The sequence below is a fragment of the uncultured Alteromonas sp. genome (genome assembly GCF_963976965.1).
Lineage (GTDB): Bacteria > Pseudomonadota > Gammaproteobacteria > Enterobacterales > Alteromonadaceae > Alteromonas > Alteromonas naphthalenivorans.
This window is the reverse complement of record NZ_CAXBMP010000008.1, coordinates 111,854-124,024: the sequence shown is the minus strand read 5'-3', so window position 1 is coordinate 124,024 and position 12,171 is coordinate 111,854. Positions and strand designations below refer to the sequence as shown.

Genomic DNA, 12,171 nt, shown 5'->3' with positions numbered 1-12,171 from the left:
ACATCAGAATCGGGCTTCACAACGAGAGTAAGTAATGGATAAAACCTTCGAACCACAGTCCATTGAGCAGCAATGCTATGAAAAATGGGAAAATTCGGGCCTTTTTAAGGCATCGGGCAGCGGCGATCCGTATTGTATTTTGCTTCCACCGCCAAATGTTACCGGTAGCCTTCACATGGGGCACGGTTTTCAACAAACCATTATGGATGCCTTAACCCGCTATCGCCGTATGAAGGGTGACAACACCCTATGGCAAGTGGGTACCGACCACGCGGGTATCGCGACTCAAATGGTAGTAGAGCGTCAACTAAATACCGAGGGTAAAACCCGCCACGATTTAGGTCGTGAAGACTTTATTAAAAAAGTCTGGGAATGGAAAGAGCACAGTGGCGGCACTATTACAGGGCAAATGCGCCGGTTAGGCACATCACCTGATTGGTCTCGTGAAGTGTTCACCATGGACGACAAGTTGTCTGATGCGGTAACTGAAACCTTTGTGAAGCTTCATGAAGAAGGCTTAATCTATCGCGGTAAGCGTTTGGTTAACTGGGATCCTGTACTGCACACCGCAGTGTCAGATTTAGAAGTCCTAAACGAAGAAGAAGATGGCCACATGTGGCACATGCGCTACCCACTTGCTGATGGCAGCGGTGAGTTAGTAGTAGCTACTACACGTCCAGAAACTATGCTAGGTGATACCGCCGTTGCGGTACACCCTGATGATGAGCGTTATCAAGCTTACATTGGTAAAGACATTAAACTGCCTATTACTGGCCGTTTAATTCCGGTTATTGCCGATGATTATGTGGACCAAGAATTTGGTACCGGCTGTGTTAAAATTACGCCAGCTCACGACTTTAACGATTACGATATGGGTAAGCGCCACAGCCTACCGATGATCAATATCTTAACTGACGACGCGAAAATTAACGATGAGTCGCCAGAAGCTTATCGCGGCTTAGACCGTTTCGACGCTCGTAAGCAAATTGTGGCCGACTTAGACGCCCAAGGCGCATTAGTTAAAATTGAACCACATAAGCTTAAAGTACCTCGCGGCGACAGAACCGGCGCGGTCATTGAACCTTACCTTACTGACCAATGGTATGTTGCGGTTGAGTCACTGGCTAAGCCTGCTATTGAAGCGGTTGAAAGCGGCGAGATTCGTTTTGTACCAGAAAACTGGAACAAAACCTATTACCAGTGGATGCACAACATCCAAGATTGGTGTATTTCGCGTCAGTTGTGGTGGGGACACCGCATTCCTGCATGGTATGACGACAACGGCAACATTTACGTGGGTCGTACTGAAGCAGAAGTTCGCGCTAAAAACAGTTTGAGCGACGATATTGCCCTTCGCCAAGATGACGACGTACTTGATACCTGGTTCTCATCTGCACTATGGCCGTTCGCGACCATGGGCTGGCCTGAAAAAACGCCTGAACTAGAAACCTTCTTGCCTTCATCGGTATTGGTAACTGGCTTCGATATCATTTTCTTCTGGGTAGCCAGAATGATCATGATGACGAAGAAGTTCACAGGCCAAATTCCGTTTAAAGATATTTATATTACCGGTCTCATCCGCGATGAGAACGGCGATAAAATGTCTAAGTCAAAAGGAAACGTACTTGACCCTATCGACCTTATTGACGGTATCGACCTAGAAACGCTAGTGAAAAAGCGTACTTCAGGCATGATGCAGCCAAAGCTAGCTGAAAAGATTGAGAAGCGAACGCGTAAGCAGTTCCCAGATGGTATTCACGCCTATGGTACCGACGCACTTCGTTTTACTTTTGCTGCCATGGCGTCAACCAGCCGTGATATCAACTTTGATATGGCGCGGGTAGAAGGCTACCGTAACTTCTGTAACAAGATTTGGAATGCATCACGCTTCGTGCTGATGAATACTGAAGAGCACGATACAGGCCGTGATGGTGGCGAAATGGTATTAAGTATTGCCGATCGCTGGATTTGGGCTAAGTTCCAACAAACCCTTGTTGAGTTTGAAAAAGCGTTAGAAGACTACCGTTTCGACATTGCTGCGCATATTGTTTACGAGTTTACCTGGAACCAGTTCTGCGATTGGTACTTAGAACTGACTAAACCTGTGCTTAGCAATGAAGCCAGCAGTGAAGCTGAGAAGCGTGGTACACGTCATACGTTAATTAACGTACTAGAAAACTTGCTACGTTTGTTGCACCCGTTAATGCCATTTATTACCGATACGATTTGGCAGCGTGTTGTGCCATTAAGTGCGCTACAGGTTGAAGAGAATGCCAGCATTATGGTGCAAGCATTCCCAGTACAAGATGCCGCTAAACAAGATGAGCAAGTACTTGCCGATATTGAGTGGGTGAAGAAGTTTATCGTAGGTATTCGTAATATTCGCGGCGAAATGGATATTTCTCCAAACAAACCGCTTAATGCCTTACTTAAAAACGTAAGCGCTGAAGATAGCCGCCGTTTAGAGGCTGCTAAAGCCTTCTTAGATAAGTTATCTAAGCTTGAAACAGTGACCATCCTTAAAGACGGTGAAGAAGCACCAGCGAGCGCTACGGCACTGGTAGGTGAAATGGAAATTCTTATTCCTATGGCGGGTCTTATCGACAAAGATGCCGAGCTTGCTCGAATCACGAAAGCCATGGATAAAGTGGACAAAGACGTTTCACGTACCCGCGGAAAGTTGAGTAATGAGAAGTTTGTAAGTAACGCCCCAGATGCCGTGATTGAGAAAGAGCGCGGTAAGTTGGAAGAAGGTGAGAAACAGCTTGAGAAGCTAAAAGCGCAATACGAGACTATTGCGGCGTTATAAGTTTGTTGTAGCAGGGTTTTGACTGGTTTGTAGCCGCCTTAAAAGAGCTACTTTATAAGTCAAATCTAACAAGCGATTTGAAAAAGGGTTGTCGAAAGACAACTCTTTTTTTTGCTAAAAATCGTGCATTGGTGGCACAGGAATAAAGCGCTGCGCTTGTTAATAGTTCATGTAACGCTTTAACATATCCACCAAGGCTTTGCGTTTAATTGGCTTAGTGAGATAGTCGTTCATGCCTACATCGATAGCGCTCTGTTTGTCTTCTTTCATAGCATTAGCCGAGAGCCCGATAATGGGAAGGGTAGTAAAGCCCGCTTTTCTTAAGGCTTTTGTTGCCTCATAACCATCCATTACGGGCATTTGTACATCCATTAATACTAAATCATAATGAGGGGCGTTTTCTATTTTGCGCACTGCCTGATTACCATCTTCCGCGATATCAAACGTAATCCCTAAGGTTTTGAGCATTTCACCGGTAACAATCTGATTTATGTTGTTATCTTCAACCAATAATACATGCCCTTCTAAGCTAATATCTTCAATGATATCCGCCTTTTTAGTCATGGTTTTTCGTGTTTCATTACTGACTACCATAGACATGAAATGTTCAAATTGTGCAGGCGTAAAGGGGTGCATAATAAGAGGGCCTTTCCACAGGCTGTTGTACTTATCTTGCAGCGCACTCCCTACGGTATCCATGATCAAACCAACATGGGTTCCTTGCTCTGCCAGTTCGTGTAACCAGCGGATATTGTCTTTAAATACACCAAAGCTGGGAATATCAACAATAAGGTGTTTAGGCAGAGAATTGAGGGATTGGGCGGCGTTAATGTCCATAATACTGGCTTGGCTAATCTGTATTACCGACTGATAGGCATCGGGCAGAAGAGGCGAAGAGGTTAAGTACACACTGGACGTGGGCAACTGAGGCGTAAGGTCAAAAATACCAGGCTGATTCTTAAATACACGAAGGGGCAAGGATATTGTAAAGGTACTGCCTTTTCCTTCTACTGAAGTAGCTGATAGTGAGCCACCCATCAAGTCGGTGAGTTGTTTTACAATGGTTAAACCCAAGCCGGTTCCACCGTACTTGCGGTTGGTCGCGTCATCCGCTTGAGTAAAGGGGTTAAAAATACGAGCAAGTTGCCGCTCACTCATTCCAATACCCGAATCTTCAATATTCATTGTTAGGGAGAGCAAATTACCTTTATCGTTAATGCTGCCATCAAACCGAATGCAAATTTGCCCTTGCTCGGTAAACTTCACCGCATTGCTTCCAATATTCATGATGATTTGCGCAATACGTAGCGGATCGCCAATAACTTGAGGCGGTATGGATGGTGACACGATAAAGCGAACAACTAAGTTTTTCTCTTTGGCTTTAAGCGCAATAACAGCAATGAGATTGTCGAATAAAGAATGAAGGGAAAAACTGACTTCTTCAATTTTAAGTTTGCCGGCTTCAATTTTTGAGAAGTCTAAAATATCATTGATAACACTCATTAAAATCTGGCTTGAATAGGCCGCTTTATCAAGATAACCGCTGACAATATCAGGCACTGGGTGTTGCTGAGCGAGTTCTATCAAGCCAATAATACCATTCATGGGCGTACGAATTTCATGGCTCATATTGGCTAAGAAAATACTCTTCGAGGCTGTCGCTCGCTCGGCTTTTATTTTACTTTCAGTCAGTTCTGAGTTTAAAGATTCCAATCTGCCATTCAGACCACGGGCTTCTGATAATAAGATTTCTGTTTGCTTGTTTTTATCACTAAATACATGGGCGGCTCGAGCAAGGTTTCCAATTTCATCGTTGCGGCTGTTGCCTGGAATACTCGAAATGTTTTGGCCTTCAGATAATCGATTGAATACGTGGGTTATGGTGCGAATAGGGCCTAAAATACGATAGGCGGTAAATATGGCGGCGATGACCGCAAGTAGAATGGCGACCAGTGAAAATATCTCACCATTACGTTGTGTTTCTTGCGCTACCAAATAGGTGTTGTGAGTAATAGATTCGGTTTTCGAAGTTACTTGATTAGCAAGTTCGCCGCTTAAATATAAAAACTCATTCGCTGAACCGGCCATAACCACATTAACCAAAAACAAATTCCCTTGGGTAATTTGTGTTAGCTTAAATAAGTCAGCTTCGGCCTTTTCAAGTAACTCATTCACTTGGCTATGAAGTGTATGATTGTTCATGGTAACCGCTTTAATGGCAGTAATTGCTTCATTGAATTGCGTGATTAACGCCATATCAGGCTTCATCAAATAGCGAAGGATTGCATTTTCCGCTTTAGCAATGTGGAAGTTAAGTTTATCAATGGTACTTTGAGGAAGCGCGAAGTCTTCATTGGCAGTGTCAAATAGCCGCTTAATCGCCAGTAAATCTGACAATGATCCATCAATGATTAAGTCGTCTTTTCTAGAGCGTGCATCAATAACTTGGCGAAAATTTTCTTGGTAGGCACTAAGGTGCTTATGCATACGAGACAGCACATAGGTATCGTCAATCTCACCACTTTGGGTAACAGGATCGGCAAGCTCATCTAGCCTTTTATTGATAGAGAGCATCAACCTTTCAAAACGTGTTACCGCAGATTGGCTCGCATTTTCTTTGTAGATGAGCACATTCCGCTGTAGGTCGATAACATCTCTTTCGAGTTCTTTTACTATTCCCACATCAACCACAGCACGACTCGATGCCGCCATGCCGCTGCTTAATACAGATTGGTTTTCTCTAGCAATATACCCTTGTACTAAGAGCAGGGCGACTAAAGCAATTAATACGAGAATAAGTTGCGTTCGAATCGATGACAGCATAGCTATTATTGTGCCTTTGACTTAACCAATTGGGTTAAGACGTAATAAATTCATACCATTTTTGGAGGCTATATTCGTAGGTTGGCATGACAGTATTCCATACTGCGATGTTACTAAACCTATCTTCATAGCTTCCACCTGAGCGCTGTTCACCTTTTTGAACACTAACCTTACCTGCCGGGCCTTTTAGATTTTCGCTTGCAGGTAACCCTTTGTACCAATAATCCCACTCGGCTTGAGACAAATACTTTGCAGAGCGCTCTGGGTTAGAGATGTAATAGCCCTGACGAGCAATAAATGCCCCGGGCCAGCCTGACAGCCACCAATTCATATATTCATAAGCCACATCTTTACTTCTTCCTTGTGAAGCTGACGATAAACACATTACACCATGCCAACCTCGGTAACCTTCCTTCGGCGCAGCAAATTTAACGGGAATGTTTTGGCTGTTTAACGCCGATACCGCAGGAGAGAACATGCTCTCTATAGAGACGCGTTGGCTTTTCATAAATTGCACAGATTCAGGCACTGATGTCCAAAAGCCACTGAAGTGATTTAACTGGGATAACTCAATAAGAATACTGAATAAGTTATCCAGCTCTTGTGTGGTCATTGCCCCTATATCTTCAAATGTAATGTAGCCCTTTGCTTGTGCCGCTAGGGCTAAATCGAAAAGTCCAATGGTGGGATCATTTACAATCCCCACTTTGCCAGACAACCGACTATCGAGTAGCCATCCCCAGCTTTCTTCTTGGTTTTTGAGTTGTTCAGGAAATTGAGACGTATTGTAGCCAAATGAGTCTACGTTGTGCACATAGGGAAGAAAGCTAATGGTGTCTGTATGTTCTATCCCTAAACTGCCATCAGCTTGGACATTAATAATCTTATGGGGGGCATCACCAGCGCCTAAGCGAGCGGCTTCAGTTACTTTCCCTGTTTTGGTTAAATCGTTTATTTCATCCCAATAGGTAAGCTTTTTCTTTTCGATAGGCTGAATAGCTTTCGAGCGCCACAAAACATTAATACTGTTTGACCACTGTTCATACAAATCAAAAGCACCAGGATTCATTGACGCTCTTTGCAGTACGGTTGCACTTCCACCAGGCTGAAATTGGATATTAATGCCTAAATCAGCCATTGCGTGTTGACGAATTTCTTCTTGTAGCGTGACATGGGTACCCATGACCCTTAACGTTGGTGTTGGCTTACCTATTGCAAAAGGCGCTACTCCGGCAGTGACGCCAGCGGTTACTCCCAGCGCAGCGGCTCCTTTAATAAAACTACGCCGAGGGCGAGAAGATAAACGTTGGCTGGGTGGCATTAGAACGATTCCAGTTGTTCTTTATAGTATTTTTATTCTGGCATCGATTTTAGATATTTACCAAGTTATTTGCCAATACGAGCGAAGCTTTAGACAAAAGAACGATAAAAATTAACGGATTCTGAGCGTTTAGGTTATGCCACTAACTGACTGAATTGAATTCTGTTTTATCTTGTCGTACCAAGCTAACCCGATTTCTCCCTTCTCGTTTAGCGCGGTACAGCGCTTCATCAGCTATGCTTACCATTTCTTTTGTTTCGCTGGGGTTTACCTCGCTTACATAATAAGCGCCAATGCTAATAGTTACGTCATAACCCTTTAAGGCAGGAAGCGAGCTTGAAATTAGCTCAACCCGCTTTCTGAGTCGCTCAAGAATGTCTATGGCTTCGTGGGAGCCGGGCAATACCATACAAAAAGCAAACTCTTCTCCACCAACACGGCCTATGCCATCTTCTTGACGAAAAAATTGTTTCATCGACTTTGCAACAGCCACTAGTACATCGTCACCAAACGCATGCCCGAAGGTATCATTGAGCTTTTTGAAATGGTCAACATCGGCAATGCCGATTAATAGAGAATAGCCGTGACGGTGAGCAAAATGCGTAGATTTATCTAATGCTTCTTCGAAGGCGCGCCTATTTGGAATGTCTGTGAGCGGGTCGAAATAGGCCAGTTTTTCAAGCTTCACGTTAACGTTGCGAAGATCTCTAGTGCGTTGGCTTACTAATTTCTCTAAATTTTCTCGAATATCTCTCAGTTCAGAATTGCGTGTATTAAGTTGCTCTGCATGAAATTTAACGGCGCTAACGTCTCGCTCGACCGAAGCAAAGTGTGTGACTTCACCAAATTGATTTTTAAGGGGGAATATGCTCATTTCAACCCAGTAAGGGGTACCTTTTTTTGTATAGTTGAGCAGTGTTTCGGTTACGGGCTTTTTCTCTGTAAGAGCGCTGTGAATACGGGTTGTCGCCTCCTTGTCTGTCAAAGAGCCTTGAAAAATCCTAGGCGTTTCTCCGATGAGCTCTTCTCGGGAATAACCCGTCAATTTACAAATAGCATCATTCACATAAATAATCTGCGGTGATAGGGGGCCATTAACAGATTCTGCCTCGGTCACGATAATCATATCTTGTGCACTTTGCACAATATCAAGAAACGAAAAGTCTGCAATTTTTTTTGTGATTTCAGTAAAGTAAACCACCACAAAACCAGTACCATTACTTTTCTCAGGATAGGCACTTACGCTTAACCAACACACTTCGCCAGTTGTATCATCAACTAAGCCTATAACTTCATCTGTAATGGATACATTTAACGAGATCACTTTACTAACTGGGTATTCATCTGGGTTTAGCCGGCGATTTTGCCTATCTATAAATTCCCATCCATCTATAGACTGGTGTCGGCGCTGCAATTCATCGAGAGACGTTTTAAAAACTTTTTGCGGCAGCAGGGTTCACATAAACAATTTGTGAGTCCCAAGAATGTATTACCACGCAAATACTGGCGTGTTCTAATAAATTTATCAGGTTTACATTTTCTATACTCATCGCCACATACCAACTAAAAAATTATATAACGATGTGGCTACTATCCCGTAACCACTTCAGTAAGTCATTATGGCAACTGAATAAGTTTCATAACGCTTATTTTTTGTTCTACGACTTTAGTATAGTAAAAAACGGATAAACCGCAGCGTTTCAATGGAAGTCTTTTTAGTGAAACGTAAGGTGTTAGTGTCGAATTACTCTACGCACCACTAGGGTAAAGGCGATGAATAGCAAACTGAAGATAGTCGTGCTACCGCCGTGCTCTTCTACCACTATGACAGTATCTTCGTAGATATACTCATGGTTGTCGCTTTCTAAACTTAAGTAAGTAAGGTCGGCATCATCATAGCCGTCAGAAAAAGCGACTAGTTGCTCGGAGTAGGCATCATATAGTTCGATGAGCACATCATAATCTGCCGCGGGGAAACCTGAAAGCAGCCGGCTTTCTACCACAAATGCGTCTGAAGAATCTTCACCATACAGCACAAATTCAGAGGTGACATGAATGGCTTCATACCGGTCGTTTCTACCTAAGTAAATAACCCCATATACAAGAGCACTGTCGTAAGCGGTATCTGCATCGAACTCGACAGTAAATTCAGAATAATACCCGTCATAATCAATATCAGTATCTAAAGACACCCAACTGTCATAAATCCAGTAATCGGACAATAGTACGGTTGATTGTGCTTCGGCATAGGATTTACTGGTGCCGCTAAAAAGACTTTCACGTTTCGCTTTTTTCTCAGCCAGCGAAGCAACCCCCAACGTGTCAGCTTTTGTAACGTTATTGTTTTTAGTATCATTAATAGCGCTGGTAGTGGCAGTCTTGGCTGTTGCATCAATTGCGGCCTGAGTAGATGCTTCAGTAGGGGAGTAAATAGCGCCGTAGCGATATTCTGTTGATTCAACAGACACCGGGTCACTTGATAGCGTTTGTTCCGCGTATGAAGTGTTAATCAACGAACAAGGTAATAGGGCTAGTAGGCAGAGCTTTGCTAGGGGTTGAATGGGTGATTTCATTGTTAACATCCTTTCTAATCAAAATGACAGGTGCCATTGTTGATTAAATAAGATGAACAAAAACTGAAGCCACCCTTAATGTAGTGTTTAGTAAAGGGAGTAGACTGCGAGGTTTAGTCTTCTAGGTAATCGTCTTCGTACTCATCTTCGTCATCGCCGCGGGGCATGAAATACGTTCCCCAGCCGTCGTATTGAACGTCTTGTTTGTCAGCAATTTTAAGTAAAGCATCGGAATCAGCATTGAGTTTTTCAAGGTTTAACTCTCGCTCAACGATAGCATCGAAACAAAAAATTGTGCCGCCATCATCAAGCATTAACTCTTCTGCGTCCGTCACTTCAAAACCGGCTTTGAATGTATCAACCGCCGCTTTTTCTAGCTTGTCGAAGTCGTTACTCGCAAAGTGATGCTCAATGGTGTATTCCGCATCGGCCTGACTACCGTCTTCTAATAGCGCTTCTATGGTTTCCTCGTTGAAGGAATACCATTCTTCTCTTTCATCAAACTGACTCATAAAGCATAACCTCAATCATTTTTCGCAAGTTTACCTGCTTTTTTCCATTTCAGCGACTTCAGCATTCAACTCAGTTATCTTGTTTTTCATCTGGTCGTTGAAATACTGCATCCAGGCTTTAAGTGGCTTGTCGTCGGTAAGGGCTTCAGGTGCACTAATATCGATAAGTACTACACCATTGTCCCATCGGTTCCACTTTACTTTATTGTGTAGATTACTGGCAGTCACCATAACAATGGGTTCATTAGTGGTTTTCGCCAGCCTAAATGCGCCTTGTTTGAAAGGCAATAAGCCCCGTCCATAGCTTCTTGTTCCTTCAGGGAAGAACCATACTGAGGTACGCTTTTTGGCGATGCGGTTGGCTGCTATATCTAAGGTATTTCTAGCTTTGCCTGAATTTTTACGATCGATGAGAATATTGCCTGATAGCCAATAAATTTGACCGAAAATGGGGATCCATTTAAGGCTTTTCTTTCCAATAGTAACAACGCCGGGTAATGCGGCTTTACAAATAGTCATTACGTCGTAGCTATTTTGATGATTCGCAATAAATACGTAGGGCTCTTTTATGTCTACCGCTGAATCTTTTCGCACAATCACCTTTAAACCCATTACGTAAGACATTAACGAATAAAGTTTACCCGCCGTATGTACGTTATCTTTGTGAAAAGGACGAAAAATGCATACCGCCAAAAGGGCTATATTGACGAGTAAAAAGGTGAGTAACAGCGCGGGAACGCGTAGTAGAGCTATCAAAGTGACTCCTGAATATAAATGACGCGCGAAGTATAAAGTAAGTTTCAGCGTACACTTGTCCGATGAGTTATTATAGATGCTTTAGCGGTTCTGTTGCCATGGTATCGCAAGAAATACGTTCAAATTAGGCAAGTTAATCTAAAATACTTAACTTTAGTATGAGGTAACTTGGTCGATAGCATCTTACAATAAGAGAAAGTGAAACCTTATCCTCACCAACCCGGTATCCATAATGCAGACATTTGTACCTGACGACCTCGAAGAAGATATTCTTTGTGACTTAATGGAAGAAATTAATGAGCTTTACGAATCGAGTGAGCAGACATTAATAGAATTAGAGCTTCGTCCAGAAGACAATGAACTGCAACGTGCGTTGTTCCGATCAATTCATACTATTAAAGGCGACCTTGGGTTAGTGAATTTCTCACCCATGATCCCCTTGCTTCAGCATGTAGAAGACTTACTCGATTACTTACGTAAAGGACAGGTGTCGTATACCAGCAACATGAGTGACTTGGTGTTACTTACCATGGATAGGGTTAAGGCATTTGTAGAAGCTGTTATGGCTGAAGGAAAAGCCGAATATGACGATACCTTGCACCAACAGTTGGTCATGGCGATAAGCCGAATTACACCGGATAATGGCGATGAACATGAGAAACGTCTTACCGAGGCTGTATTATTACTCAACCCCGCCTTAGACGTAATAACCGACGACAGTAACCCTGAAAATATTCAAATAAAACCGCCTACGCTGGCAACGTCGGGTATACCCAAAGACATGAGTAATGAAAAGAAATTGGATGTTCTTTTCTTTCGTGATCTTATGCAAACCATCGAGAAGCGCTCGAAATTTTGGGTAGGCAGAGGGGATAGGGTTGCTAAGTTAGCGTTGTATATTAATAGTACCGCAGGCAAACCTATTGATGAATCTCAGCTAGCCGTAGCCAGTTATGTACATGATTTCGGTATGGCATTTATGCCACTAAAGCTTTTGCATAAAAGCGAGGCGTTAACCGATATAGAATTCAACTTAATGCGTTCCCATGTGTATAAAAGCTCCCGCTTGCTTGAACACTTAGACCAATGGGATTTGGCCCGTAAAATAGTGATGCAGCACCATGAGCGTACTGATGGCACCGGTTACCCATTAGGCCTTAAAGAAGATGATATTTGTGATGGGGCCAAGTTACTTGCCATTGTTGATACTTATGATGCGATGACACATTCTCGTGCCCACAATGATGAAAAACAACTATCTAAGAAAGAGGCAGTTATTGAAATTAACCGCAGTGCTAAAGGGCAATTTAGCATGCAGTGGGTAAGGTTGTTCAACCAGGCGATGACAAGTTTGTTGAAAAAAGGCGGCTAGCCTCC

At 43.1% G+C, this 12,171-nt stretch carries 8 protein-coding genes; 2 read left to right on the top strand and 6 right to left on the bottom strand.

Annotation, left to right across the window (positions count from 1 at the left end):
- Positions 1-34: 34 nt before the first annotated feature.
- Positions 35-2,809, top strand: a complete 2,775-nt coding sequence (locus AAC006_RS08820) for a valine--tRNA ligase (protein ID WP_339349032.1) — start codon at positions 35-37, stop codon at positions 2,807-2,809.
- A 159-nt stretch (positions 2,810-2,968) separates the two neighbouring features.
- Here the strand turns inward: AAC006_RS08820 and AAC006_RS08815 are convergent, their stop codons facing one another.
- The 6 genes from AAC006_RS08815 to AAC006_RS08790 form a co-directional block, all read right to left on the bottom strand.
- Positions 2,969-5,632 carry an ATP-binding protein gene (locus AAC006_RS08815; RefSeq protein WP_339891127.1) on the bottom strand — a complete coding sequence of 888 codons (2,664 nt, stop codon included), beginning with the start codon at positions 5,630-5,632 and terminating at the stop codon, positions 2,969-2,971.
- A 34-nt stretch (positions 5,633-5,666) separates the two neighbouring features.
- Entirely contained in the window at positions 5,667-6,953 is a 1,287-nt protein-coding gene (locus AAC006_RS08810) for a substrate-binding domain-containing protein (RefSeq protein ID WP_041452463.1), read from the bottom strand.
- Between the two features lie 142 nt (positions 6,954-7,095).
- Positions 7,096-8,367, bottom strand: a complete 1,272-nt coding sequence (locus AAC006_RS08805; protein ID WP_260563515.1) for a diguanylate cyclase — start codon at positions 8,365-8,367, stop codon at positions 7,096-7,098.
- A gap of 319 nt (positions 8,368-8,686) precedes the next feature.
- Entirely contained in the window at positions 8,687-9,526 is an 840-nt protein-coding gene (locus tag AAC006_RS08800; protein WP_338454962.1) for a choice-of-anchor H family protein, read from the bottom strand.
- A gap of 113 nt (positions 9,527-9,639) precedes the next feature.
- Positions 9,640-10,038: a ribonuclease E inhibitor RraB gene (gene rraB, locus AAC006_RS08795; protein WP_057789688.1), complete on the bottom strand. Its 399-nt coding sequence runs from the start codon at positions 10,036-10,038 to the stop codon at positions 9,640-9,642.
- A 30-nt stretch (positions 10,039-10,068) separates the two neighbouring features.
- Positions 10,069-10,794, bottom strand: coding sequence for a 1-acylglycerol-3-phosphate O-acyltransferase (locus AAC006_RS08790; RefSeq protein ID WP_126873104.1), 726 nt, complete (start codon positions 10,792-10,794; stop codon positions 10,069-10,071).
- Positions 10,795-11,026: 232 nt separating this feature from the next.
- On the opposite strand from AAC006_RS08790, the gene AAC006_RS08785 reads away from it, so the two are divergent.
- A complete protein-coding gene (locus tag AAC006_RS08785) occupies positions 11,027-12,166 on the top strand; it encodes an HD domain-containing phosphohydrolase (RefSeq protein ID WP_339349029.1) in 1,140 nt (379 codons plus the stop codon).
- Positions 12,167-12,171 lie beyond the last annotated feature (5 nt).

Bases quoted from the DNA above. Each gene is read 5' to 3' on its own strand.
- AAC006_RS08815 (WP_339891127.1), bottom strand. From the start codon at position 5,632: ATGCTGTCATCGATTCGAACGCAACTTATTCTCGTATTAATTGCTTTA.
- rraB (WP_057789688.1), bottom strand. From the start codon at position 10,038: ATGAGTCAGTTTGATGAAAGAGAAGAATGGTATTCCTTCAACGAGGAA.
- AAC006_RS08820 (WP_339349032.1), top strand. From the start codon at position 35: ATGGATAAAACCTTCGAACCACAGTCCATTGAGCAGCAATGCTATGAA.
- AAC006_RS08785 (WP_339349029.1), top strand. From the start codon at position 11,027: ATGCAGACATTTGTACCTGACGACCTCGAAGAAGATATTCTTTGTGAC.
- AAC006_RS08800 (WP_338454962.1), bottom strand. From the start codon at position 9,526: ATGAAATCACCCATTCAACCCCTAGCAAAGCTCTGCCTACTAGCCCTA.
- AAC006_RS08810 (WP_041452463.1), bottom strand. From the start codon at position 6,953: ATGCCACCCAGCCAACGTTTATCTTCTCGCCCTCGGCGTAGTTTTATT.